This is a genomic window from Pedobacter sp. KBW06, assembly GCF_003852525.1.
Taxonomy (GTDB): domain Bacteria; phylum Bacteroidota; class Bacteroidia; order Sphingobacteriales; family Sphingobacteriaceae; genus Pedobacter.
The window spans coordinates 1,068,603-1,093,633 of the sequence record NZ_QAJL01000002.1; the positions used below are offsets into that span (position 1 = coordinate 1,068,603).

23 protein-coding genes are annotated in these 25,031 nt (G+C 40.0%); 15 read left to right on the forward strand and 8 right to left on the reverse strand.

The genetic code is table 11. The features are described 5' to 3' along the window. Nucleotides 1–77: 77 nt before the first annotated feature. The 3 genes from DBR43_RS14630 to panC all read right to left on the reverse strand — a co-directional run bounded on the left by DBR43_RS14630 (nucleotide 78) and on the right by panC (nucleotide 2,550). The gene (locus DBR43_RS14630; protein ID WP_124581988.1) at nucleotides 78–1,217 is read right to left on the reverse strand and encodes an acyl-CoA dehydrogenase; all 1,140 of its coding nucleotides are present in this window, start codon (nucleotides 1,215–1,217) and stop codon (nucleotides 78–80) included. A 98-nt stretch (nucleotides 1,218–1,315) separates the two neighbouring features. Continuing rightward, complete coding sequence (gene panD, locus DBR43_RS14635; protein ID WP_073231878.1) at nucleotides 1,316–1,666, reverse strand: aspartate 1-decarboxylase; 351 nt, start codon at nucleotides 1,664–1,666, stop codon at nucleotides 1,316–1,318. Between the two features lie 44 nt (nucleotides 1,667–1,710). Next, nucleotides 1,711–2,550, reverse strand: coding sequence for a pantoate--beta-alanine ligase (gene panC / locus DBR43_RS14640; protein WP_124581990.1), 840 nt, complete (start codon nucleotides 2,548–2,550; stop codon nucleotides 1,711–1,713). A 154-nt stretch (nucleotides 2,551–2,704) separates the two neighbouring features. Between panC and DBR43_RS14645 the strand changes: the two genes are divergently transcribed. From DBR43_RS14645 to glmS, 3 genes are all read left to right on the forward strand, one after another. Continuing rightward, a complete protein-coding gene (locus DBR43_RS14645; RefSeq protein WP_233602977.1) occupies nucleotides 2,705–3,529 on the forward strand; it encodes a glycogen/starch synthase in 825 nt (274 codons plus the stop codon). Nucleotides 3,530–3,552: 23 nt separating this feature from the next. Next, entirely contained in the window at nucleotides 3,553–5,061 is a 1,509-nt protein-coding gene (locus tag DBR43_RS14650) for a DUF4270 domain-containing protein (protein WP_124581994.1), read from the forward strand. A 74-nt stretch (nucleotides 5,062–5,135) separates the two neighbouring features. Beyond that, nucleotides 5,136–6,974 (forward strand): glutamine--fructose-6-phosphate transaminase (isomerizing), encoded by a 1,839-nt coding sequence (gene glmS, locus DBR43_RS14655; protein ID WP_124581996.1) that lies wholly within the window; start codon nucleotides 5,136–5,138, stop codon nucleotides 6,972–6,974. A gap of 81 nt (nucleotides 6,975–7,055) precedes the next feature. On the opposite strand, the gene DBR43_RS14660 is transcribed toward glmS, so the two are convergent. The 3 genes from DBR43_RS14660 to mutY are packed head-to-tail and all read right to left on the reverse strand — an operon-like array spanning nucleotide 7,056 to nucleotide 9,039. Next, nucleotides 7,056–7,544 (reverse strand): DinB family protein, encoded by a 489-nt coding sequence (locus DBR43_RS14660; RefSeq protein WP_124581998.1) that lies wholly within the window; start codon nucleotides 7,542–7,544, stop codon nucleotides 7,056–7,058. Nucleotides 7,545–7,546: 2 nt separating this feature from the next. Next, nucleotides 7,547–7,975: a single-stranded DNA-binding protein gene (locus tag DBR43_RS14665; protein ID WP_069379262.1), complete on the reverse strand. Its 429-nt coding sequence runs from the start codon at nucleotides 7,973–7,975 to the stop codon at nucleotides 7,547–7,549. A gap of 11 nt (nucleotides 7,976–7,986) precedes the next feature. Next, nucleotides 7,987–9,039 carry an A/G-specific adenine glycosylase gene (mutY, locus tag DBR43_RS14670; RefSeq protein WP_124582000.1) on the reverse strand — a complete coding sequence of 351 codons (1,053 nt, stop codon included), beginning with the start codon at nucleotides 9,037–9,039 and terminating at the stop codon, nucleotides 7,987–7,989. A 172-nt stretch (nucleotides 9,040–9,211) separates the two neighbouring features. Here mutY and DBR43_RS14675 point away from each other — a divergent pair, with 172 nt between their 5' ends. From DBR43_RS14675 to DBR43_RS14705, 7 genes are all read left to right on the forward strand, one after another. Beyond that, nucleotides 9,212–9,514: an HU family DNA-binding protein gene (locus tag DBR43_RS14675; RefSeq protein WP_008240139.1), complete on the forward strand. Its 303-nt coding sequence runs from the start codon at nucleotides 9,212–9,214 to the stop codon at nucleotides 9,512–9,514. Nucleotides 9,515–9,522: 8 nt separating this feature from the next. Then, entirely contained in the window at nucleotides 9,523–10,395 is an 873-nt protein-coding gene (locus DBR43_RS14680; RefSeq protein ID WP_124582002.1) for a tetratricopeptide repeat protein, read from the forward strand. A 248-nt stretch (nucleotides 10,396–10,643) separates the two neighbouring features. Beyond that, entirely contained in the window at nucleotides 10,644–12,194 is a 1,551-nt protein-coding gene (locus tag DBR43_RS14685) for a ribonuclease E/G (protein WP_074613092.1), read from the forward strand. A gap of 115 nt (nucleotides 12,195–12,309) precedes the next feature. After that, the gene (gene radA / locus DBR43_RS14690; RefSeq protein ID WP_124582004.1) at nucleotides 12,310–13,686 is read left to right on the forward strand and encodes a DNA repair protein RadA; all 1,377 of its coding nucleotides are present in this window, start codon (nucleotides 12,310–12,312) and stop codon (nucleotides 13,684–13,686) included. 484 nt (nucleotides 13,687–14,170) lie between these two features. Then, nucleotides 14,171–14,587, forward strand: coding sequence for a DUF4920 domain-containing protein (locus DBR43_RS14695; RefSeq protein WP_124582006.1), 417 nt, complete (start codon nucleotides 14,171–14,173; stop codon nucleotides 14,585–14,587). A gap of 52 nt (nucleotides 14,588–14,639) precedes the next feature. Next, nucleotides 14,640–15,197 carry a LemA family protein gene (locus DBR43_RS14700; RefSeq protein WP_124582008.1) on the forward strand — a complete coding sequence of 186 codons (558 nt, stop codon included), beginning with the start codon at nucleotides 14,640–14,642 and terminating at the stop codon, nucleotides 15,195–15,197. Beyond that, the gene (locus tag DBR43_RS14705; protein ID WP_124582010.1) at nucleotides 15,197–16,153 is read left to right on the forward strand and encodes a DUF3137 domain-containing protein; all 957 of its coding nucleotides are present in this window, start codon (nucleotides 15,197–15,199) and stop codon (nucleotides 16,151–16,153) included. The genes DBR43_RS14700 and DBR43_RS14705 overlap by 1 nt, the downstream gene beginning before the upstream one ends. A 75-nt stretch (nucleotides 16,154–16,228) precedes the next feature. Here DBR43_RS14705 and carB read toward each other — a convergent pair whose 3' ends face one another. Together carB and DBR43_RS14715 are read right to left on the reverse strand one after the other, a co-directional pair. Further along, the gene (carB, locus tag DBR43_RS14710) at nucleotides 16,229–19,045 is read right to left on the reverse strand and encodes a carbamoyl-phosphate synthase large subunit (protein ID WP_124582012.1); all 2,817 of its coding nucleotides are present in this window, start codon (nucleotides 19,043–19,045) and stop codon (nucleotides 16,229–16,231) included. 232 nt (nucleotides 19,046–19,277) lie between these two features. Next, nucleotides 19,278–19,595 (reverse strand): carboxypeptidase-like regulatory domain-containing protein, encoded by a 318-nt coding sequence (locus tag DBR43_RS14715; protein ID WP_124582014.1) that lies wholly within the window; start codon nucleotides 19,593–19,595, stop codon nucleotides 19,278–19,280. A 245-nt stretch (nucleotides 19,596–19,840) separates the two neighbouring features. Between DBR43_RS14715 and DBR43_RS14720 the strand changes: the two genes are divergently transcribed. From DBR43_RS14720 to DBR43_RS14740, 5 genes are all read left to right on the forward strand, one after another. Continuing rightward, the gene (locus tag DBR43_RS14720; protein ID WP_124582016.1) at nucleotides 19,841–20,386 is read left to right on the forward strand and encodes a hypothetical protein; all 546 of its coding nucleotides are present in this window, start codon (nucleotides 19,841–19,843) and stop codon (nucleotides 20,384–20,386) included. Between the two features lie 171 nt (nucleotides 20,387–20,557). Then, nucleotides 20,558–21,175: a nicotinamide riboside transporter PnuC gene (gene pnuC, locus DBR43_RS14725; protein WP_124582018.1), complete on the forward strand. Its 618-nt coding sequence runs from the start codon at nucleotides 20,558–20,560 to the stop codon at nucleotides 21,173–21,175. After that, the gene (locus DBR43_RS14730) at nucleotides 21,159–21,689 is read left to right on the forward strand and encodes an AAA family ATPase (RefSeq protein WP_124582020.1); all 531 of its coding nucleotides are present in this window, start codon (nucleotides 21,159–21,161) and stop codon (nucleotides 21,687–21,689) included. Before pnuC ends, DBR43_RS14730 begins: the two co-directional genes overlap by 17 nt. A gap of 242 nt (nucleotides 21,690–21,931) precedes the next feature. Then, a complete protein-coding gene (locus tag DBR43_RS14735; RefSeq protein WP_124582022.1) occupies nucleotides 21,932–24,379 on the forward strand; it encodes a TonB-dependent receptor in 2,448 nt (815 codons plus the stop codon). 5 nt (nucleotides 24,380–24,384) lie between these two features. Continuing rightward, nucleotides 24,385–25,017, forward strand: a complete 633-nt coding sequence (locus DBR43_RS14740) for a thiamine phosphate synthase (RefSeq protein ID WP_124582024.1) — start codon at nucleotides 24,385–24,387, stop codon at nucleotides 25,015–25,017. Nucleotides 25,018–25,031 lie beyond the last annotated feature (14 nt).

Below are 25,031 nucleotides of genomic sequence, written 5' to 3' on the forward strand. Positions count from 1 at the left end.
CCGCAAACGTGTTTATTAACATAAAAAAGCGGGCAACCTTAATCAGGATTGCCCGCTTTTTTATGAAGCTTAAATTTTTATTTTAAAATCTCTCTTGAGATCACCATTTTCTGAATTTCTGTAGTTCCTTCATAGATCTGAGTAATCTTAGCATCACGCATCAATCGCTCCACATGGTATTCCTTAACAAAGCCATAGCCACCGTGGATCTGAACAGCCTCTACGGTAACATCCATTGCCACCTTCGAAGCATACAATTTTGCCATAGAACCTGCTAAAGTATAAGGAAGTCCCTGATCTTTCAGCCAGGCTGCTTTATAAACCAGCAAACGTGCAGCTTCAATGGTTGTCGCCATATCTGCCAGTTTAAACGCTATCGCCTGATGTTCCGAAATCGCTTTACCAAAAGATTTGCGTTGTTTGGAATATTCCAAAGCCAGTTCATAGGCACCTGCAGCAATTCCAAGAGCCTGCGCAGCGATCCCTATACGGCCACCCTCCAGGGTTTTCATAGCAAATTTAAAACCGAAACCATCTTCTCCGATCCTGTTTTCTTTAGGAACCTTCACGTCATTAAACATCAGTGAATGTGTGTCAGAACCACGGATACCCATTTTATTTTCCTTTGGCCCAATCGTAAAACCTTCCATTCCCTTTTCCACAATAAAGGCATTGATCCCTCTGTGTTTCAAGGCGCGGTCGGTCTGCGCAATCACCAGGTAAGTAGAAGCTGTACTTCCGTTGGTAATCCAGTTTTTCGTACCATTCAGCAAATAGTAATCGCCTTTATCTTCAGCTGTAGTCTGCTGTGAAGTTGCGTCTGATCCAGCCTCAGGCTCTGATAAACAGAAAGCACCGATCTTTTCACCGGAAGCCAATGGTTTCAGGTATTTTTCTTTTTGAAATTCTGATCCATATGACTCCAGGCCATAACATACCAATGAATTATTGACGGAAACAACCACAGAAGCAGAAGCATCTATTTTGGATAGTTCTTCCATCACCAGGACATAAGATAACGCGTCTAAACCGCTACCGTTATATTTTTCTGAAACCATCATTCCCAAAAAGCCCAACTCGCCAAGTTTTTTCACTTGCTCAGCAGGAAATTTCTGGTGCTCATCTCTCTCGATAACTCCAGGCTTAAGTTCATTCTGTGCGAAATCCCTTGCAGCCTGCTGGATCATCAATTGTTCTTCACTTAATTGAAATAGCATAATTATATAGATAAAAAAATACGTACGGCCAAATTTAGTATTTCTACGTCATTATTACTATGGCTGCATAGCATTATTTTATACAATATAGGTTGCTGCTATTTTAAAAGGTGATTATTGTCGTCAGGGAAAACCAGAATGGGATGATATTTCTTCGCCTCTTCAATTGGCAGGGATCCGTAAGACATAATGATCAGGATGTCACCAACCTGAACCTTTCTGGCAGTAGCTCCGTTTAAACAAATTGTCCCGGTTCCACGTTCACCTTTGATCACATAGGTTTCAAAACGTTCTCCATTATTGTTATTTACGATCTGCACCTTTTCATTGGCGATAATCTGGGCAGCGTCCATCAGATCTTCATCTATGGTAATGCTTCCAACGTAATGTAATTCGGCCTGTGTTACTTTAACACGGTGTATTTTCGATTTTAATATCTCGATAATCATAATACAAAGTTAAAACTTTTGGGTTATTATAATATAGTGGTTTGTCAGTTGAGGAGCATATTATCTATTAGCCTCGTCTGACCTACCTTTGCCGCTACTAAAGCCACAAGATCAGATTGATTTTTATTATTTTCTGGAAGGAGTGTTTTCCCGTTTGCGATCGTAAAATAGTCCAGCTCAACCCCCGATACCGCTGAGATCATGTCTTTTGCTTCTTCAAGGAGTTCCAGAATTGTCTTTTCTTCAAAATGATCCTTTACATAGCTGAGCGCCTTACTCAGTACCAATGCATTTTTACGGTCCGCTTCGTTTAAATGGATATTTCTGGAACTCATGGCCAGGCCATCTTCTTCCCTGATGATGGGACAGGAAATGATCTGCACAGGAAGTTTAAAATAAGCCACCATGGTTTCTATCATCAGCACTTGCTGAAAGTCCTTTTGCCCGAAGAAAGCAACATCCGGATTTACGGCATCAAAAAGTTTTTTTACGATCTGGGTAACCCCCTGATAATGCCCTTTTCGGAACTCTCCTTCCAGCAGAAACTCTGCCGGTCCGAGGTCTATATGCCAGTGTTCCATTCCCGGATACATCTCTTTTACCGAGGGCATAAACACCACATCACATCCTGCTTCGCGAAGCATTTGCATGTCGTGCTCCAGGGGACGCGGATATTTTTCCAGGTCTTTAGGATCGGTAAATTGTGTTGGATTTACAAAAATACTGCAAACCACCACATCCGCATATTGCTGGGCAATATTGATGAGTGATACGTGTCCTTTGTGCAATGCACCCATTGTAGGCACTAAAGCAATTTTTTGTTGACCCAATTTTATTGGTTCAAGCAACGACTTTAACGCTGCGATGGTGTTTATAACTTTCAAACTAGCCTATAAAATTTCAAAGGGCAAAGTTGGTTATTTATCTATTCCAAACAAAACATCTTGCCTATATAATTGATAAATGTTATTATTTTGCTTACCTTTGCCCCTTGATAATCTTTTCTTTAACATAAATTTTTATTTACAGAATATGGAGATGGCAAAAACGAAGCTACTGATTGTTACACACGAGATGTCGCCTTTCCTTGAACTCACAAAAATTTCAGAAATAACCCGTCAACTACCTCAGGCAATGCAGGACAAAGGATTTGAAATCCGCATTTTGATGCCTAGGTTCGGGAATATTAATGAAAGAAGGAACAGATTGCACGAAGTAATACGTCTTTCAGGAATGAACATTATCATCGATGATAATGACAACCCTTTAATCATTAAAGTTGCTTCTATCCCGGCTGCCCGTATGCAGGTATACTTCCTGGATAATGAAGATTATTTCCAACGCAAATACGTTTTTAGAGACAAGGAAGACAAGTTCTATGCTGACAATGACGAAAGAACAATCTTCTTTTGCAAAGGCGCATTGGAAACGGTAAAAAAATTAGGCTGGGCGCCAGACATCGTGCACTGTCATGGATGGATGACCGCTTTAGTCCCGGCTTACATTAAAACTTCTTATAAGAATGATCCTACTTTCAAGAATTCTAAAGTAGTATATTCGATCTATGAGAATTGTTTTACAGAAAAACTTCATGCAGATCTTCATAAAAAGGCTGTAATGAATGCCATGACGCTTGAGGATACGAAAGTATTTGAAAATGCGGACTGTAACACCTTACATATCGGAGCGATAACTTACTCTGACGCAGTGGTATTAGCGAACGAAAACATCGATAGTAATGTGTTAAAATTTGTTAAAGATTCTAATAAACCAACTTTAGCTTATAATTTAACCGACGATTTCGAAAACTTCTACGCTTTATATGAGGAGATTTCGGATGAAGAATTGGTTTCAATAGCATAAACTCAGGTATTATTAACTTAAATATGAAATTTTCAAAACAAGACTTATTAACCATGTTGATAGGTCTTTTTCTTTTTTCTTCTTGTAAAGATCCCAATACCATAGGTTTGGGGCAGGAAGATTCTGCCATTAAGGGGGACCTGTATGACAATACTACAGTCACTTCCCAAACGCAACTGGATGATGCAGTCAGCACAGCAAATCTGGAGCGCTACCCTGTAGGCTTTATGACCGATCCTGTTTTTGGAGAGACTTTGGCAGGTACAGCAATGGTGGTTAATGCTCCGGGCACAAGCTCAGGTTCAACAGCAACGGGCAAATACAGATTTGGTAAAAATGCAGAACTGGATTCCGCAGTATTGATTCTAGGTTATGCGAAGGTCAGCTCAGGCAGCTCGGTGATTACTCCGTTTTATGGTGATTCGACACAAACTTACACCGTCACTGTAGGCCAGATGACCAGGGACATCACACACGAACATACCTTCCTCAGCTCTACAGAATGGGGCAAAGATGCGAATGAAATTTTAGGTACACTGGTGACCAACGATAAAAATCAGCCTCAGGGTGCTGTTTACATAAAACCCTTAACACCTTTTAAAGTGACCGAAATTGTTGCAGGCAAACCCGACACCCTAAGAAGTGTGGTTCCTCAGCTAAGGATCCGCTTAAATACGGCTTTGATTCAAAGCAAGATTGTTAAAATGGATACTCTTGCTTTTGACAAAAACAACTTATTCACTGATAAATTCAGAGGGCTATATGTCAGCGCAAAAGCGACAGGAAAAGGCGGAATGATATTTTTCAATTTTGCGGATACCACCTCAAGATTGCAGCTTTACTATAAAAGAGATGGCAAAACTTTGAACACCAGAGATACAGCTTCTGTAATTTTCCCAATCAGACAAGGTATCTCACCAGTCCTGTCCTATGTAAAGCACACCTATACTAATCCGGACATTAAAGCACAACTGCAGGACAATTCAGGTAAGCAATTTGAGCAAACCTACCTACAGGCACTATCAGGTCTGAGGAATAAGGTTAGCTTTAATTTCGATGATTTTAAAGCAAAACTGGGAGGTGCTAAAGTAGCGATCAATAAAGCTGAACTTGTTGTAGACGTTACGCCAGATGGCGATGCACATTTCAAACCGGCACAAAGACTCAGACTCTACATTTATGATGTGGCTGGTCAGCGTGTAAAAGTTTCAGACAACAACCCTGGTTCACAGAGCAACCCTAACGGTGATGCAAGAGGAGTTAGTGACATTGAATTTGGTGGATATTTTGATTCGGTAAACAGCCGTTACGTCTTTACATTGACGAGTTATGTTCAGGATCTTGTGAGTGGCAAAATTAAAGATTACGGAACGTTCCTGTCACCCGCACCACTGATCTATCCTTCTGGCGGATCTCCTTTAGATCCATTGGCAACGACAGCAGAACGGTCAATATTAGTCGGCCCTAAAAAAGATGCAGCACCGGCAACAAAGAGGATGAAACTAAATATCTTCTATACCAAACTGAAATAATTTAACAAGAGACTTATTCATATCCCCCGAGATTCATTAATTTCGGGGGATTTATTTTTTAAAACATAATTTTTATGTGTGGAATAGTTGGTTACATTGGCCATAGAGAAGCTTGGCCGATTGTCCTTAAAGGACTAAAAAGATTAGAATACCGTGGCTATGACAGTGCTGGAATTGCATTAATCAATGATACAGGTCTGAATATTTATAAAAAAGCAGGGAAGGTCCTGGAATTGGAAAATTTTTCCGAAGGCAAAGACTTGTCGGGCACAATAGGCATCGGGCATACCCGTTGGGCAACTCATGGTGCTCCTTCCGACAGGAACTCTCATCCCCATACTTCAAATAGTGGAAAATTAACGATCATTCACAATGGGATCATAGAAAACTATGCAACCCTAAAAGAAGAACTGATTCAGAGAGGCCATGAATTTAAAAGTGATACGGATACAGAGGTTCTGGTACACCTGATCGAAGAGATCTATAAAAATGAAGGCACAGACCTTTTAGAGGCAGTCAGAATAGCCTTAAATGAAGTTACCGGAGCTTATGCGATTGTATTGATGGACGAAGACCGACCTGATCAGCTGATCGCGGCGAGAAAAGGAAGTCCCCTGGTGATCGGTGTTGGAGCAGGCGAATATTTTATTGCTTCTGATGCAACGCCAATTGTAGAGTATACCAAAAATGTAATTTACCTGAATGATAATGAGATTGCGTTCCTGAAACGTGATGAGTTATTAATCAAACGTCTTGATAACGTAGTACAGACGCCTTATATCCAGGCCCTGGAATTAAAGCTGGAGATGTTGGAAAAAGGTGGATATGAGCATTTCATGCTTAAAGAAATCTTCGAGCAATCACGTTCGATCAGAGACTGTATGCGCGGAAGAATCTATCCAAATGAAGGAATCGTTCAGCTTGGTGGAATTAAAGAGTATGCAGAGAAGTTAAAGAATGTAGACAGAATCATCATTGTTGCCTGTGGAACTTCATGGCATGCAGGCTTAGTTGCAGAATATCTGATTGAAGAATATGCTCGGATTCCTGTCGAAGTAGAGTATGCTTCGGAATTCAGGTATAGAAATCCGATTATTACGGAAAAAGATGTAGTGATCGCCATTTCTCAATCCGGAGAAACAGCAGATACAATGGCGGCTATTGAAATGGCAAAAGAACGCGGAGCCACTATTTTTGGTGTGTGTAATGTTGTGGGATCTTCGATTCCAAGGCTGACTCATGCAGGCGTTTACACCCATGTGGGCCCGGAAATTGGTGTAGCTTCAACCAAAGCTTTTACCGGACAGGTAACCGTACTTACGCTGATGGCTTTCTATATGGCTCAGCAAAAAGGAACAGTTAGCCACTCGAAACTGGTGGAATTACTTACAGAATTAGATTGTATTCCTGATAAAATTCAGAAAGCACTGGAATCTAATGAGATGATCCAGGAAATTGCCGCAAAATTCAAGGATTCAAGAAACTGCTTGTTCCTTGGTAGAGGCAGTGGTTTTCCTGTTGCCCTAGAAGGCGCTTTAAAGCTCAAGGAGATCTCTTATATCCATGCGGAAGGATATCCTGCAGCCGAGATGAAACACGGCCCTATCGCCTTAATTGACGAAGAAATGCCTGTAGTGGTGATTGCAACCAAAAACTCATCTTATGAAAAAGTAATCAGTAACATTCAGGAGGTAAAAGCAAGAAAAGGAATTGTTCTTGCAATCGTTACTGAAGGGGATACGGAAGTGAAGAAAATGGCAGATTACTGTATAGAAATTCCTGATTCAAGTGAAGCATTCTTACCATTGCTGGCAACCATACCACTTCAGTTACTGTCTTATCATATCGCATTAATGCGCGGATGTAATGTAGATCAGCCGAGAAACCTGGCGAAATCAGTTACTGTAGAATAATAACCAGATCGCACACAATGGCCTTCAATACCGGAATACATATGTATTCCGGTATTGAAGGCCATTTATTTTATTCCGGAATTATTGCTCCGTAAGGTTCAGTAAAAGTTTAAATTTTTCTATTTGCCGCTTATGCCGTAATACATGGACGATCGCATGTTCAGTTAGTTGTTCTATGTCATAAAGCTGCGCCCATCCGGTCATAATTTTTCCGGAAGCATCAAAATGCTCCAATTCACTATCGTCGAACTCCCTGAAAACGTTCAGATTAAACAGGAAAGCGTCCTTAAGATCCTGAACATAATCCACAGCCCGGGTACGTAGTTTTTCTTCGGGCCTGGTATAGCTTCGCCCTTTGAGTTCATGAATATAGACGGCATAACTATAGGAACTGCTAACCACGTGTGTCAAAATCGTTTGAATAGAACTGCAATCGGCTTCATCAGGCAATACTACAGCAACAAGATCGTCATTGGATAAATCTGCAATGCTTTCCTGCAGCGCTGCAATGGCATCTTCATAAACATCCAGTAATGCTCCCTTTGCACCTTTTCTGGTTAGCCTCTGCATCTCTAAAAAGGCAGATCTCCTGAAACCTCATTCGGGTCAAGGTACTCTGTTTCACTTTTTGGAGTGGTATTTTCATTACTTACAGGGGTATGTTCAAAGTCACTCTTCCTCCCTAAGATGGTAAAGTTTTCGGCGACCACTTCAGTCACATATTTTTTAACTTTTTCTCTATCCTCGAAAGAGCGTGTACGTAGTTTTCCTTCAATGTATACCAGCTTTCCTTTTTGCAAATATTTAGATGCGACCTCTGCAAGTCCTCTCCATAAAACAATATTATGCCATTCCGTCTGCTCAATACGCTTACCATCTTTGTTATAAGTCTCTGATGTTGCCAATGGAAAACTAGCTACAGTGACCCCTCCTTCTAAATGTCTGACTTCAGGATCTTTGCCTAAATGTCCGACTAAAATAACTTTGTTAATACCTGACATGAAATATAATTTTACTGTTTAATTGAATTGGAGATCATAAAATTTGTAATCACTTTTGGTTGGGGCAACTCCTCAAACGCTGCAAGAGAAACCCATTTTATTTCTGCATTCATATTAAAGTTAATGATATAATTGTCTAAAGCAAAAAATTGAACATATATAGTTTGGTGAGTTAACAAATGTTTTTGCTGTGCTAAAGGTGCTATAATACAGGCCTCTCCAAAGTTCATTTTCAGTTTAGCTAGGAATTGTTCATGATCCTCGAGATAAGGCTTCTCCGTCTCAATCAATGGGAAATCATACAGTTCCTGCCATACATCTCCCGCCGTTCTTTTGTTCACGAGCAACTGCTCTCCGTCAAAACAAACAAAATAATTGAAATACCTGATTCGTTTTTTTAACTTTTTTAACTTCAGGGGCAGTAAATTCACCCGATCGTTTGCCCTGGCATAACACCCGGACTGAACAGGACAATTGCCGCAATCCGGAGATTTTGGCTTGCATTGTAAAGCCCCGAATTCCATGATGGCCTGATTGTACAAAGAGGGTTGCTGATCTTCGATCAATGCCTGCGCAAGTTCATTAAACTGTTTTTTGCCTTCAGTACTATTAATGGCAGTCTCTATTCCAAAATATCTGGACAATACCCGGAAAACATTTCCGTCCAGGACCGCCTTAGATTCGTTTGCCGAAAAAGAAGAAATTGCTGCTGCTGTATACTCTCCCACCCCTTTTAGCTGAATGAGGTCATCATATTTTACGGGAAAAATACCTGCATGCGAATCCCTGATTTGCCTTGCAGTAAAAAGCATATTTCTTCCCCGGGAATAATAACCTAACCCCTGCCACAATTTGAGGATTTGCGTTTCGGTTGCATTGGCAAAATCAGTTACTGTTGGGTAATTTTGTAAAAAGTTATTAAAATAAGGCAGGCCTTGTTCTACTCTTGTCTGTTGCAAAATGATTTCCGAAAGCCAAATCACATAAGCATCAGTAGTATCCCTCCAGGGAAGTGCTCTTTTATTAATTAAATACCATTTTACAATTTCTGTCTGAAAACTCATAACCACAAAAATACACGCTAAATATTTGTTTTTACTAAAACTTGCAATTCGGTGATACAACACGAGACAAATAAATCATCTTTTATTTTCCTATCTCATTAAAAAGCAATACTTTTGCAACCCCAAAACACTTATAAAGTATATAACACACTATAAATTAATAACAGAGAATATGACTAAGGCAGATATTATTTCAGAAATATCAACGAAAACAGGAATTGAAAAGGTAGATGTACAAGAAACCGTTGAGGCATTTTTCAAGGTCATCAAAAACAGCATGATTGGTGGCGAAAATGTATATGTTAGGGGTTTTGGTAGTTTTGTTGTTAAAAAGAGAGCACAAAAAACTGCGAGAAATATTTCTAAAAACACTGCAATTATTATCCCGGAGCACTTTGTGCCAAGCTTTAAACCAGCAAAAGTGTTTGTTGATAAAGTAAAGAATAATTCAAAAAAAGTTAGCGTAGAAGCTTAATTATCATCATGATAAACAGTATCCGATCTAAACAGGCCATTTTAATAGGAGCAGTAGTTCTGCTTATTGCGTTTTTGTTTACAAGGGATATTAAGGGTTTAGTGAAGCCAAAAGAACAAACCAGCAGTACTCCTGCAGGTGGTCAGATGGCAGCACAGGCTCCGGCAACAGCTGAGATCAACCTTGAGGAGGTTTCAACTGCCGCTAAGAACATGATTAAAGCTCCGTTAGCAGCCGAAATTACTTCGCTTGAAACTGCATATAAATCTGCTTCTGAAGGAGATAAAGCCAAAGAAGCTAAATTACTTGCGAAAAAGTGGGATGATTTAGAGCAATCGGTTCCAAGTGCATTGTACCTGGAAATCGTAGCCAATCAAGAGCAAACGTTAAACAATTGGTTAGCTGCCGGAGATACATTTATGAAGGCATTTGACAATACCCGTGACAGTTTATTACAACCTGCACTTTTGCAAAAAGCAAACGCTTCTTACAGCAGTGCAATGAAAGTAGACTCGAACAGTAATGAAGCTAAGACAGGCCTGGGAATCACTATCGTTAACGGTATGGGAGCACCAATGTCAGGAATAGCGATGTTATTGGACGTTGTAAAGAAAGATCCAAAGAACTTAAAAGCAAATATGAGCTTGGGAACTTTCGCTATGAAGTCGGGTCAGTTTGACAAAGCAATCATCAGATTCAAAAGCATTATTGCCATGAAGCCTTCTCCTGACGCCTATTTCTATCTGGGAACGTCTTACGAAAACCTGGGAAAGAATACTGAAGCTATCGATGCCTACGAAAAGAGTAAAAAATTAGCAGCAAACGCTACATTATCTAAATTTATTGATGACAAAGTGATTGCGTTAAAGAATAAAAATTAATAAACAGATTTAATAAAAATATTTAAAACCTAAGATTATGCCAAGCGGTAAAAAAAGAAAAAGACATAAAATGGCTACCCACAAACGTAAAAAACGTTTAAGAAAAAACAGACATAAGAAAAAATAGTTTTCTTCATGTTTTGCTCAACAACTAAGGCTAGGATTTGATCGTAGCCTTAATTGTTGGTAGCAACGTTTTTTATTGTCCATGTGTTAATAAGGCTTAAAAGCCTTAAAATCTGTAGCTTTTGGTAAAGGAACTAATTATAGATTCATCTCCCTCGGGAGTAACCATAGCTTTAGTTGAAGACAAACAACTTGTAGAACTTCATAAGGAACACATCAATAACAATTACGCCGTAGGCGATATTTATTTAGGCCGCATAAAGAAAATTATGCCCGGACTAAATGCTGCGTTCGTTGATGTGGGTTACGAGAAGGATGCTTTTTTGCATTATTTCGACCTTGGTCCACAAGTCCAATCTTTGATAAAGCTTACTAAAATCAAGCGTAACGGCTCTGTTAGCGGAACTTTATTAGATAATTTCAAGCTAGAAGGAGATATTAACAAAGCCGGGAAGATCTCCGAAGTGGTCAGCAAGAATCTTGTGCTGCCAGTTCAAATCGCCAAAGAACCAATTTCAACAAAGGGACCACGCTTAAGTTCTGACCTATCTATAGCAGGACGCTATATTGTACTGGTTCCCTTCTCTAATGTCATTTCGATTTCCAAAAAGATTAAAAGCAATACCGAACGTAATCGTTTAAAAAAGATTATCGAAAGTATCAAGCCTAAGAACTTTGGGGTCATCATTAGAACGGTTTCTGAAGGCAAGGGTGTCGCCGAACTTCAAAAAGACCTTTTAGACTCTGTGGCTAAATGGGAAAACTTTATTAAAAAGTTACCTGATGCAGAGCCTTCAAAACGTGTTTGGGGAGAAATGGACCGCACTTCCACGCTGATCCGTGATATTTTAAGTACTGACTTCACTAATGTTTATGTGAACGACAGTAACCTGTTTGAAGACATCCGTTCTTATGTACATGAAATCTCTCCGGAGATGGAAAAGATTGTTAAAATCTATAAACATAAAGAACCCATCTTTGAACATTTCGGAATTGAGAAGCAAATTAAAAATGCTTTCGGAAAAACCGTAAACCTGGCTGGTGGCGCTTACCTTGTGGTAGAGCATACCGAAGCATTGCATGTTGTTGACGTAAACAGCGGAAACAGAACGGCAAGCAAAGAAAATCAGGAAGAAAATGCGCTTCAGGTAAATAAAGAAGCCGCAAAAGAAATTGCAAGACAACTGCGTCTGCGTGATATGGGAGGGATTGTAGTGATCGATTTTATCGACATGCACAAACCTGTTAACCGTAAAATGTTATTCGACTACCTAAAGGAATTAATGCTCTTGGACCGTGCCAAGCATACCATTCTTCCTCCAAGTAAGTTTGGCCTTGTTCAAATCACCCGTCAGCGTGTCAGACCGGAGATGAACATTGTCACCAGTGAAAAATGCCCAACCTGTGATGGTACGGGTGAAATTAAGGCCAGCATTGTTTTGATGGATGACATCGAAAACAATCTGAACTATATTTTGCAGGAGCAAAACGAAAAAAATATTACACTTTGTGTACACCCTTATATTGAGGCTTACATCAAAAAAGGGTTCATATCTTTACAATGGAAGTGGTTCTTTAAATTCGGTCAAAGAATCAAAATCAAAGCTGTTCCATCGTATAACCTAACGGAATTTCATTTTATTTCTTCTAAAGACGAAGAGATCAAATTATAATCACGGTTTAAATTTCTTTTAACAGGCCTGCTCCTATCGGATCAGGCCTGTTTTATTTTAGCTCCGTTTTTATAGAATTAAGCCTAAATTCGTAACTCACTAAAACCTCTGTAAATTGGCTAAGACTAAATCAGCATATTTTTGCCAGAGTTGCGGATATGAATCGGCCAAATGGCTCGGAAAATGCCCTTCATGCAACTCCTGGAACACTTTCGTAGAAGAAATCACAGAAAAGGCAGGATCCAAAGTTCCAGCCTGGAAAACCTCCACGGGAACCACACGCGTAAACAAGCCCAATAAAGTAGGCAATATCCCCTCCATAACCGAGGAAAGAATCCTGACCGGCGATCAGGAACTGGACCGGGTATTGGGTGGAGGCCTGGTTGCAGGATCGGTAATCCTTATTGGAGGAGAACCTGGAATCGGAAAGTCTACCTTAATGCTTCAGCTGGCCTTAAACATATCCGGAAAAAAAATTCTTTATATTTCTGGTGAAGAGAGCGAGCAACAGATCAAAATGAGAGCAGAACGCATCACCTCTGTCCCAACAGCAGACTGCTATATTCTCACAGAGACCTCCACACAAAATATATTTAAACAGATAGAAGAACTAGAGCCCGACTTACTAATCGTGGATTCCATACAAACCCTTCATTCAGCTCATATTGATTCTACCCCGGGAAGCGTATCACAGGTAAGAGAATGTACGGCAGAACTGCTGAGGTTTGCCAAAGAAACGGATACACCAGTATTTCTAATTGGGCATATCACAAAGGATGGAACCATTGCCGGACCAAAAATTCTGGAGCATATGGTGGATACCGTCTTACAGTTTGAAGGCGACAGACACCATGTTTACCGGATTTTACGCTCCATAAAAAACAGATTTGGGGCAGCTGCAGAACTTGGGATATACGCTATGCACAGCAGCGGACTTAGACAGGTTTCAAACCCTTCGGAAATATTACTGTCACAGCGAGATGAAGAACTGAGTGGGATTGCCATATCAGCCACTTTAGAAGGCGCAAGACCAATGTTAATAGAAACTCAGGCCCTGGTTAGCACTGCGGCATACGGAACGCCACAGCGCTCAGCTAATGGATTTGACACAAAAAGAATGAATATGCTCCTTGCTGTACTTGAAAAAAGGTGTGGCTTCAGGCTAAGTACCAGGGATGTGTTCTTAAACATTGCAGGAGGAATTAAGGTCGAGGATCCAGCCATCGATCTCGCAATTTTAGTCGCCATCATCTCTTCTCATGAGGATATTTTTATTTCCTCTAAAATATGCTTTGCTGCTGAAGTAGGGCTCTCCGGAGAAATAAGAGCAGTAAATAGAATTGAGCAACGCATCTCGGAAGCAGAAAAACTCGGCTTTGAAAGAATTTTCATTTCAAATTATAATATGAAAGGTTTGATCACGGAACGGTATAAGATTGAACTCAGCCCGGTGAGTAAAATAGAAGATGTTTTCTCTTTGTTATTTGGGTAATTCAATCGTGCCAAAAACGGGAAATATGTAGAAACAAATGATCTGTTTCCACATATTGAGTATTTTTTTCCCCACTTTGTTTTTTCATGTAAAATTAACAACTTTTAAATATAGCTGAATATTAAGTAGTTATGAACCACGAACAGCATTTTTAAAACTTGGCCTATTAGTTGCCATATACTTAGCGTTAATCATTTATGAATTAACAAACAATAGGGATGATTATCCTCGTTATCGTCAGATAACGAGGATTTTTTTATTTGTAATCTTTTTTCCTTTCCTGAATATATTTTAGATATTTTTACAGTTATAAATACAAGAAACTCATGCGGTTAGTCTTTTTTAAGGGTGAATCGAGATGAACTGCCCGGATAGCTAAGGCAGAAAAGTCTATTGAGAAATGTTAAATAAATGTGAAAAGAAAAATATCATGATAAAAAAAACGCTTCTAAGCATCTTCTTTTGTGCTTTATCAATCTGCGCTATGGCACAGGAAACACCCACGGTTAACCCTAAATCATTTGGACAAGGCGTTCCTGCCGGCGACCTGCTCCCTATAGAAAAAATGGAATCTGCAATGGGCGACAAAAAGACAGCCGAAATGAAAGTTACGGGACAGGTTGTTGAAGTCTGCAAAAAAAAGGGCTGCTGGATGACTTTAAAAACCCCTTCGGGAGAATCAATCCGCATTACTTTTAAAGATTATGCTTTTTTCATGCCCATGGATATTGTCGGAAAAAAAGTAGCCCTTGATGGTATTGCCAAAAAACAAACCATCTCGGTGGAAACTTTACGCCATTATGCCGAGGATGCACATAAATCTGCAGAAGAGATTGCAAAAATTACCGAGCCTAAAAAAGAACTTGCATTTGAAGCCAAGGGGGTAGTTATCCTAAACTAACCTTGCACGAAATCTGTATAGGGATTATTTAATCTTTTAAAAAAACAAAAACATGATCATAGGCGCTGTTATACTTGTCATCCTTGCTCTGCTGGGAATCTCCTTCTACAATTCTTTGATCGCGAAGAAAAACCAAGTCAACAATGCCTTTTCTGCAATAGATGTCATGCTAAAAAAACGTTTTGACTTATTACCGAATCTGATTGAAACGGTAAAACAGTACATGCAACATGAAGAAAGCGTATTAACAAAGGTCGTGGAACTCAGAAGTCGTGCCTTTGCACCCAATGCCAGTAATGAAGAGAAATTGGATATAGACAAACAACTGAGCTCAGCAGTCAGAGGACTCATGGTTAATGTAGAAAGCTATCCGGACTTAAAAGCAAATCAGAATTTTTTAAACCTGCAAAGCACCTGGACGGAAAGTGAGGAGCAGATTGCTGCTTCCAGAAGGGCTTATAACGCTTCTGTTACCGATTACAACAATGCTGTGATGATGTTTCCCGGAAGTATTTTCGCAGGAATGCTAAACTACCAGCAAATCGCGGTTCTGGCCAATACAGAAGAAGAGCGGAAAAACATCAGCGCCAAAGAGCTCTTCAATAATTAATGATATCCGAAACTGAAAATGGTGCTTCCAGGCAAGGTATTCTAGTTGAGCTGGAAGTTTTGCGTAAAGAAATTTACGGCATAAAAATCAAAAATTATTCTATCATTGGAATAAGTGCACTGATTATTATCATTGGCATCATTTTCGAAGGCCTGATTCTGGTCATCCTAGCTGGAATTGCGATATTTATTTATGGATTTGTAATGCTCAGCAAGGCCGGACCAAAAGAAACCCGATACCGGCACTCTTATAAACATTCCCTGGTTGCCTATGCTTTGAGAACTATAGATGAAAGTCTTAAGATTGATGATGCGCAGGCCTTATCGGAAGCAGCTTTTATTTCCTCCCGGCTCTTTGCCAAAGCACCCGACCGATATCACAGCGAAGATCAGGTATACGGCTTCGCGGGAAAAACGAAATTCAGTTTCTCAGAAGTACATGCAGAATACAAAACTGTTACTCAAACGAAGAATGGTCAGCGTGTAGATTGGCACGATATATTAAAAGGTGTGGTGTTCTGTGCTGATTTTAATAAAAATTTCAATGGAACAACCATGGTCAGGCCTAAGGATTTTAGTGCTGCATTTGGGGCCTGGATTTCAACAGCTCTCCCCATATTTGCTTCCGGAGAGATTGTTAAACTGGAAAATCCGGACTTCGATAAGAGTTTCGTCACTTATTCGGATAACCAGGTAGAAGCCAGGTATATTTTAACTCCTTCCATGATGGAACGGATTTCAGAACTAAACAAACGCTCAAAAGAGACCATTAGTTTATCGTTCACTGGTAGCCTTGTATTTATTGCATTTCCGCTAAGCGAAAACTATTTTGAACCTCCGTTTTCCAGGAGCTTACTTGATGAGAACCTGCTCCAAAAGGACATCGAGCTCGTCCAGTTCATGTATGACATTGTTAAAGAGCTGGATCTGAATACCCGAATCTGGGGAAAAAACTAAAGTATCTTCCAATCCTGGAATGATAACAATGCCATTCATTTAAAACGAAAAGGTCCCTTCCGGGACCTTTTCGTTTTATTTCGACAGATACATCGATTTATCTTTATATAATTTTCTAAAGTAAGGATCTTCCAGATTCTTAATAAACCTGATGGCCTCACCTGTAGATTTCATCTCCGGACCTAATTCCTTCGCTACTTCAGGGAATTTATCAAAAGAGAATACAGGCTCTTTAATCGCATAACCTTCCAGCTTTCTCACGATCGTGAAATCTTTTAGTTTGTTTGCACCTAGCATCACTTTAGCAGCAATATTAATGTAAGGGACATCGTATGCCTTGGCAATGAAAGGAACTGTCCTTGAAGCCCTTGGATTTGCTTCGATCACATAAACCTTTTCATCTTTTACTGCGAACTGAATATTCAGCAATCCAATTACATTTAATGCTCTTGCAATTTTCTTTGAGTAAACTTCCATATCGTTCATTACCTTTTCAGATAAGCTGAATGGAGGCAACACTGCACTCGAATCACCGGAGTGAATTCCCGCAGGCTCAATATGCTCCATTAATCCGATGATATGCACGTCATCACCATCACAAATAGAATCAGATTCCGTTTCTTCTGCCCTGTCCAGGAAATGATCGATCAGCACACGGTTTCCTGGAAGATCTCCTAATAACTTAACTACTGCTTTCTCCAGGTCTTCATCATTGATTACAATGCTCATTCCCTGTCCACCCAACACATAACTCGGTCTTACCAGCACCGGGTATCCTACTTCTTTAGCAACAATGATCGCTTCTTCTGCATTTTCTGCAACACCATATTTCGGATAAGGGATCTCTAATTCTTTAAGAAGGTCTGAGAAACGTCCCCTGTCTTCAGCAACATCCATGTCATTGTAAGCGGTACCGATGATCTTAATACCATTCTCTTGTAGCTTCTCTGCCATTTTCAAAGCAGTTTGTCCACCCAACTGAACGATTACACCTTCTGGTTTTTCCAGTTCGATGATCTCACGAACATGTTCCCAGAATACCGGCTCAAAGTATAGCTTATCAGCCATATTGAAATCCGTAGATACGGTCTCAGGATTGCAGTTGATCATAATCGCCTCATAACCGCTCTCTTTTGCAGCAAGCAAGCCATGTACACAAGAGTAATCAAACTCAATTCCTTGTCCGATACGGTTAGGTCCTGAACCCAGTACGATCACCTTTTTCCTATCAGATGGAGTCGATTCATTCTCTTCTTCAAATGTAGAATAGTAATATGGGGTTTGTGCGGCAAATTCAGCAGCACAAGTATCTACCATTTTATAAACGCGTCTGATGCCTAATGACTTTCTGCGTTCGTAAACCTCATCCTCTGTCACATTACCAAGCAAGTAAGCAATCTGGATATCCGAGAATCCTTTTTGTTTTAGTGTGAAGAAGAAATCTTTAGGAACATTGTTCAAAGAATATCTTTTCAATTCTGTTTCCAGATGTACCAATTCCTGAATTTGCGCAAGGAACCATTTATCAATCCTGGTCACCTTACGGATGGATTCCAAAGGAACACCCATACTCATAGCATCTTTGATCAAGAACAGGCGGTTCCAGCTTGGATGCTCCAATCCGTGCATGATCTCTTCAATGCTTCTGTTATGTTTACCATCCGCACCAAGTCCGGCTCTGCCAATTTCTAAACTCTGGCAAGCTTTCTGCAATGCTTCGATGAAACTGCGGCCGATAGCCATCACTTCTCCTACAGATTTCATCTGCAATCCAAGTTCCATATTGGCACCTTTGAATTTATCAAAGTTCCAGCGTGGTACTTTTACGATTACATAATCTAAAGTAGGCTCGAAGTAAGCAGAGGTTGTTTTTGTAATTTGATTTTCGATCTCATCTAAGTTATAACCGATGGCCAGCTTAGAAGCGATCTTAGCGATAGGATATCCTGTTGCCTTACTTGCCAGTGCTGAAGAGCGTGACACCCTTGGATTGATCTCGATAGCGATAATATCATCATTATCAGGGTTTACAGAGAATTGAACGTTACATCCTCCAGCAAAGTTACCAATGGCGCGCATCATTTTAATAGCCTGGTTACGCATATCCTGGTAGCAACGATCCGATAAAGTCATTGCCGGCGCTACAGTAATGGAATCTCCGGTATGGATTCCCATTGGGTCGAAGTTTTCAATTGAGCAGATGATGATCACGTTGTCATTGCTATCTCTCAGCAATTCCAGTTCGTATTCTTTCCAACCCAATACGGCTTTTTCCACCAATACCTCATGCGTTGGAGAAGCTTCAAGTCCACGCTGTAATGCATGGTCAAACTCTTCTTTTTTATGCACGAAGCCTCCACCTGAACCTCCTAATGTGTAAGAAGGACGGATCACCAGTGGATAACCGATTTCCTGAGCTGCTTCTTTACCTTCCAAGAAGGAGTTTGCAATTCTGGATGGCGCTACACCAACACCTATGTCAATCATTAACTGACGGAAGGCTTCCCTGTTTTCGGTTTTCTCAATCGCGGCAACATCTACCCCGATTACCCTTACTCCGTATTTTTCCCATACACCGCGTTCTTCTGCTTCTTTACAAAGGTTCAAAGCGGTTTGTCCGCCCATAGTAGGCAAAACTGCATCGATTTTACGTTCTATTAGAATCTGCTCAATGGAGTCTACCGTTAAAGGCCACAGGTAAACATTGTCCCCAATCACCTTGTCGGTCATGATGGTTGCAGGATTAGAGTTGATGATCGAAACTTCAATCCCCTCTTCCTTTAAGGATAAGGCAGCTTGAGATCCTGAATAATCAAATTCACAAGCTTGACCAATGATAATAGGTCCCGATCCGATAATTAATACTGAGCGTATGGAGGTGTCTTTAGGCATAAGGCTTTAAAAAGTCTAAAGTTATATAAGTGAAATTGGTAAAAAATGCGTTCTAAAAGACCAGAATAGTCTTGAGATTTTCTGTGCTGGTAAGTATGGAAATTCCCGACTCTTCTGTCGGGATGCAAAGTTACGTTTTTGAACATTAAAAATAAGGTGTTTTTAAAAAAAACGTTCAAATAAAAAAGGGCTATCAGAATTAACCGATAGCCCTTTTATTTATCATCATCAATTATTGAAGTAATTTGATCTCTCCAACATCTGTAGTGGCACTATCTGTAACCGCAACGTTCCCTAATGAAGTATCTTTATAGGGTACATTTGCCTTTACCAAAATCGTATAAGTTCCTGGTTTAACCTTGCTAAACACGAAGCTTCCATTAGTTACAGCAGCTCTTAATGTATCGGTGCCAACAACTGCCAGTACCTGAGATGCACCCTCAGCAGGAGTAACTTTTCCCTGGATTCCTCCCTCCCGAATAGAGGTAAATGCTAATAAACCTAGTGAGAGCCCTAACACTGCTATGAAATTTAAACTTGTCTTTTTCATCCTGATCAATTTTAGTTTAACCTTACTGTTTATTAATTGTTTCCATCCAGTAATACAAACAGTAACCCAATATGTTTTAAAAAACCTTGCTTTTCTCAAACAAAGCCTACTCCGGCTTAGTTCATCTCCTTCATCTCAAAATATCCGGAAAATGCAGACTATTCGCAAATTGGAACAACATTTGCAGAATCTATACCGTTATAAGCTTCATCATCGAGCTTTTAAAATAACACACAATATAACAAATGAGAACAACACACATGCAAATGAAAAAAATATTTCCGGCTTTAATTGCCTTAGTAGTCTTATTAGCTGGCTGTGCTACGGTGCAATCTCTAATTAAATCAACTTTTCCTTATACTGCAACAGTAGTCATCCCGGCATCTTCTAAAAGTAATACGGTCATTTCAGCGAACTCAGCGGCAACGAGTTTTGACCAGGTCTTTGGAAATCAAAATGGAACAGATTACGTAAAAGAAATCAGAATTGCTTCTGCTAAACTCGATGCCAGCAATCCTTCGAACAGGAGTTTAGGGATGTTCAAATCCGTCAAATTGTTTGTCACTAACGACAAAGGAGCTGAGGTCATGGTAGCGTCAAGAAGTGACGTGCAGGAAAATATTGGATCCGGGTTGGTACTAGACATTGATAATTCACGTTTTCTAGATAACTATGTTAAAGGTACCAGTTTGCGCATAAGAATGGAATACGTTCTGAGAGACAATACGGCTACAGATGTAAGTGTCAGAGTTTCATTAAGCTTCAGCACTTCACCAAAAACAGCAAAATAGTATAAAAAAATCCTCTTTGAGAGGATAATCTTCATAAATAGTTTGTTTGGTTTATTATCCGGCAGGAATCATTTCCCTGCCGGATTTTTTTATACCGTTTTCTTTAACCTGCTAATGCTTCTTTACAAATGTTTTTGCCGCGAATAATTTTAGGATAACTACTTTTGGCTCATGTTACTTCTTGAATCTTCCTTTTTTCAGTTGATTGTCGACCAGTTTAAGCATACTTCATGGCAGGAATGGCTTGGCGTCATTTCCGGATTCATCTGCATTTATCTGGCAACAAAGGAAAATGTACTCAGCTGGCCCATTTCTATCATTAGTGTTATTGCCTACGCCTGGGTATTTTATGATGCAAACATGTATGGAGACATGGCCTTACAGTTTTATTTCCTTTGCAGCGCTTTATATGGCTGGTACTTTTGGATCAATAATAAACAAAGTGATGATAAGCCTGTTACCAACTTATCAGCGAAAGGATGGTGGATTGCCTCCGGATCTGTCGTGGTCTTATCGGTGATTCTGGGCATTTATCTTGATCGGTGTACAGATACGAACGTCCCTTATGAGGATGGTTTTTGTACCGCTCTTAGTTTTGTAGCACAACTAATGCTAACCAGAAAGATTCTTCAAAACTGGATCCTCTGGATCATTGTAGACCTTTGCTATATCCCATTATATATTTATAAAAATTTAAATTTAAGTGCTGTTTTTTATGCATTCCTGGTGGCTATAGCCGTCAAAGGGTATTTAGACTGGAGGAAAACCTACCGTGAACAAACAAATTAAGAAAATTGCCATTGTTGGCCCTGAAAGCACTGGAAAATCGACAATTACGAAGCAACTCGCCAAACATTACAAAACACTTTGGGTGCCTGAGTACGCAAGGTATTACTGTGCCGCTTTAACTGAACCCTGCAACTTACAGGACGAAATCAACATGTATCATGGGCAAGTTGCACTGGAAGAATCTGTCCTAGCCATCGCAGAAAAAGACCTGATCTTTTGCGATACAACTTTTATCACGGTCAAGATCTGGAGTGATGAAGTCTTTGGAGAAACACCTCAGCTGGTACTGGATGCGTTGCCTAACTACACCTACGATTTATACTTACTCATGGACATCGACCTTCCATGGCAGGAAGATCCATTACGTGACTTTCCACATAAGAGAGAACACTTTATGCAGGTATGGCATCAGGAATTAAAAAACTTAAATGCAAACTACATCGTGATCAACGGACAGGAAGAAAGACTAAACAATGCCATTTCATCGGTGGAATCCTTCCTCAGAAAGCCATAATAGAAGCCGCGTTCCTTGCTATTCAATTTTTATCAATACCTTTACCCCATCAAAAAGGGGTGCCTTGTTTTGTAAAAAACACGAAAACAGGCTGAGAGCATACCCAATATATCTGCAAACAGATATATGCACCTGATCCGGATAATGCCGGCGGAGGGATTGGAGTTATGGAGTTTAACTGGGCTGTAAGTGCCCCTTACTTACAGTGGTTTAACTAAAAAATCAAAGAATTGAAAAGATTAATGACCATAGCATTAGCTATGTTGCTGCTGCCTGTTTTAGCAAAGGCACAGTTCAGTATTTCCGGATTGGTATCCGAAAAATCAAATCAGGCATTACCGGGAGCATCCATCCGCCTCAAAGGGAAATCTTCAGGAGCAACTACAGATTCACAGGGAAAATATCATTTTACAAATCTTAAAGCAGGCAATTACACATTGGTAGTTAGCTTTATTGGCTATCAAACCGTCGAAAAAAATCTCGAACTAAATTCCGATCAGGTCTTGAATTTCAGCTTAAATCCATCAGCATTTCTAGCCGATGAGGTGATTGTAAGGGCTACACGTGCCAATGAAAAATCCGCAACGACTTATAAGAACCTGAGTAAGGAAGAGATTCAGCAGAATAATTTCGGACAGGACCTACCTTTCATTTTAAACAATACTCCAGGAGTGGTTGTCACCTCAGATGCGGGTGCCGGTGTAGGTTATACGGGAATACGGATCAGAGGAAGTGATGCGAGCAGAATCAATGTGACCATTAATGGCATTCCTTATAATGATAGTGAAAGTCAAGGCATTTTCTGGGTAAATATGCCAGATTTTGCCTCTTCCATAGAAAATGTACAAATCCAGCGTGGTGTTGGTACCTCAACCAATGGTGCTGGCGCTTTTGGTGGAAGTTTAAACATCCAGACCTTAGCTCCTTCAGAAAACGCTTATGCAGAACTCAACAATACGTTCGGTTCTTTCAATACACTTAAAAACACCTTCAAAGTAGGAACAGGGCTGATTGATAACAAATGGAGTTTCGACGGGCGGCTATCACGAGTGAAATCTGACGGTTATATCGACAGAGCAGCCTCCACCTTGAAATCCTATTTCCTTTCCGGAGCTTACCATGGAAAAAATGAACTGTTAAGGCTGAATGTATTCTCCGGAACAGAAAAAACTTACCAGGCATGGAGCGGTATTCCTGAATCAAGACTAAAAGGAGATGTACAGGGAATGAAAGATTATGCTGCCAATGAAGACCTTAAACCGGAAGAACTGGAACATCTGCTCAATTCAGGAAACAGAACATATAATCCTTTCAGCTATAAAGATCAAACAGACAATTATACTCAGAACCACTACCAGGCCATCTATGCCAAACAATTTAATGAGCAGTTTTCATTTAACGGAGCATTGCATTACACAGATGGGAAGGGTTATTTTGAAGAATTCAAACTAAGAGATAAGTACTCAAAATACAAGCTATCCGGTGTTATCGTTGATGGGGAATTAAAAGACCGGACAGATCTTGTTCGCCGTCGCTGGTTGGACAATAATTTTTACGGACTAACCTATGCCTTCAACTATCAGCCTCAATCTAACCTAAACTTCACCCTCGGTGGGGCTTATAACGAATATAGGGGTAAACATTTTGGGCAGGTCATCTGGTCTAAATTCCCAATTGGATTAAGTAATACGGATCATTATTATGATGGTAAAGGAAATAAAAATGATTTCAACACCTATCTTAAGGTAAACTATAGCCCTATTGATCAGTTAAGCCTTTTTGCAGACCTGCAATACAGAAGAGTAAGTTACGATATCAGCGGCCTGGATAAAAACGTGGAGCCAATTAACTTCAATAATGATTACAATTTCTTTAATCCTAAAGTTGGAGCGACCTACTTCCTGAATCAACAAAGTAATATTTACACTTCATTCAGTGTAGCGAATAAAGAACCTAACCGTGATGATTTCACGAACCTGAAAAAAGGTCTCCCTTCACCAAAGCCGGAAAGATTGAATAATGTGGAAGCAGGCTACCGCTTTAGCGACAAGTCACTCAATGTAGGTGTCAACCTGTATGGGATGTTCTACAAAGACCAACTTATCTTTACGGGAGAAGTAAATGAATATTCTGACGCTTACCGTCAGAATGTAGACAAGAGTTATCGGATCGGAATTGAACTTGACGGGTCTTATGTGATCAGTTCGAAGTTCGCGGTAAATGCGAATGCCGCTTTCAGCAGGAATAAAATTAAGAACTATGTGAATTACATAGCAAACAGTGAAGAAGACAAAAGTACCAACCTAATCGTTACCAACTATTCAAATCCTGATATCTCTTTTTCTCCAGCAGCCGTAATCTCGGGAGAGCTGGTCTATAAACCATTTAAAGGCTTCGCTGCAGCTCTTCAAAGTAAGTACGTCAGCAAGCAATATATGGACAATACCCAAAGTGAAAGTAAAATGTTGAAAGCCTACTGGGTAAACAATGCCAGACTGGGTTATGATTTCAAAATAAAAGGAATTAAAAATATCAACCTTGGACTCTTGGTTAACAACATTCTGAATAAGAAATATGAGAGCAACGGATATACCTATAGCTATGCGTACAAAGGAGATGTAACCAAACAAAACTTTTATTTCACGCAGGCCGGAACTAATTTTTTACTTTCGCTAAATTTGAAATTTTAACATACATGAAGAAGTTCATCGAAAAACTCCATTTTATAACACACGACATTCATCAACATAGCCATATCGAGCAGGCACAGATAGCCTGTGAAGCAGGTGCAAAGTGGCTCCAATATCGTTGTCTGACTAAAAATGATGAAGAGCTTCTGGAAGATATCAATGCAATTGCTGAAATCTGTGACGATTGGGGTGCTACCCTAATCGTTACTGATCATATTCATTTGAATGGAAAAGCGGATATTCAAGGGTTTCATATTGAAGATATGGATGCCAATTTTGTGAAGCTTCGCGAGCAATTGGGAGAAGCAGTTACCATTGGTGGCTCGTCTAACACATTGGAAGGATTGATCAGGCTCGCTGAAGAAGGTGCTGATTATGCTGGTTTCGGACCTTTTTACACCACCACAACAAAACCGAACAATGCACCTCTCCTTGGTATAGAAGGATACCAAACGGCCATCAGGGTCCTCAAACAAAAATCTATTGACCTACCAGTCCTGGCTGTAGGAGGCATTACTTTAAGTGATGTAGATCCTTTAATGAATACCGGCATTTTCGGAATTGCCGTATCGGCATCGATCAATCAGGCGGAAGACATGAGGGAAGCTTATCTGGATTTTTACGATCAGTTAAAATAGTACCTGGACTTTTC

Excerpts from the sequence above, each read along its gene's own strand:
- DBR43_RS14630 (WP_124581988.1), bottom strand. The coding sequence starts at position 1,217 with ATGCTATTTCAATTAAGTGAAGAACAATTGATGATCCAGCAGGCTGCA.
- panD (WP_073231878.1), bottom strand. The coding sequence starts at position 1,666 with ATGATTATCGAGATATTAAAATCGAAAATACACCGTGTTAAAGTAACA.
- DBR43_RS14645 (WP_233602977.1), top strand. The coding sequence starts at position 2,705 with ATGGCAAAAACGAAGCTACTGATTGTTACACACGAGATGTCGCCTTTC.
- DBR43_RS14650 (WP_124581994.1), top strand. The coding sequence starts at position 3,553 with ATGAAATTTTCAAAACAAGACTTATTAACCATGTTGATAGGTCTTTTT.
- glmS (WP_124581996.1), top strand. The coding sequence starts at position 5,136 with ATGTGTGGAATAGTTGGTTACATTGGCCATAGAGAAGCTTGGCCGATT.
- DBR43_RS14660 (WP_124581998.1), bottom strand. The coding sequence starts at position 7,544 with ATGCAGAGGCTAACCAGAAAAGGTGCAAAGGGAGCATTACTGGATGTT.
- DBR43_RS14665 (WP_069379262.1), bottom strand. The coding sequence starts at position 7,975 with ATGTCAGGTATTAACAAAGTTATTTTAGTCGGACATTTAGGCAAAGAT.
- mutY (WP_124582000.1), bottom strand. The coding sequence starts at position 9,039 with ATGAGTTTTCAGACAGAAATTGTAAAATGGTATTTAATTAATAAAAGA.
- DBR43_RS14675 (WP_008240139.1), top strand. The coding sequence starts at position 9,212 with ATGACTAAGGCAGATATTATTTCAGAAATATCAACGAAAACAGGAATT.
- DBR43_RS14680 (WP_124582002.1), top strand. The coding sequence starts at position 9,523 with ATGATAAACAGTATCCGATCTAAACAGGCCATTTTAATAGGAGCAGTA.
- DBR43_RS14695 (WP_124582006.1), top strand. The coding sequence starts at position 14,171 with ATGGCACAGGAAACACCCACGGTTAACCCTAAATCATTTGGACAAGGC.
- DBR43_RS14700 (WP_124582008.1), top strand. The coding sequence starts at position 14,640 with ATGATCATAGGCGCTGTTATACTTGTCATCCTTGCTCTGCTGGGAATC.
- DBR43_RS14705 (WP_124582010.1), top strand. The coding sequence starts at position 15,197 with ATGATATCCGAAACTGAAAATGGTGCTTCCAGGCAAGGTATTCTAGTT.
- carB (WP_124582012.1), bottom strand. The coding sequence starts at position 19,045 with ATGCCTAAAGACACCTCCATACGCTCAGTATTAATTATCGGATCGGGA.
- DBR43_RS14715 (WP_124582014.1), bottom strand. The coding sequence starts at position 19,595 with ATGAAAAAGACAAGTTTAAATTTCATAGCAGTGTTAGGGCTCTCACTA.
- DBR43_RS14720 (WP_124582016.1), top strand. The coding sequence starts at position 19,841 with ATGAGAACAACACACATGCAAATGAAAAAAATATTTCCGGCTTTAATT.
- pnuC (WP_124582018.1), top strand. The coding sequence starts at position 20,558 with ATGTTACTTCTTGAATCTTCCTTTTTTCAGTTGATTGTCGACCAGTTT.
- DBR43_RS14735 (WP_124582022.1), top strand. The coding sequence starts at position 21,932 with ATGACCATAGCATTAGCTATGTTGCTGCTGCCTGTTTTAGCAAAGGCA.
- DBR43_RS14740 (WP_124582024.1), top strand. The coding sequence starts at position 24,385 with ATGAAGAAGTTCATCGAAAAACTCCATTTTATAACACACGACATTCAT.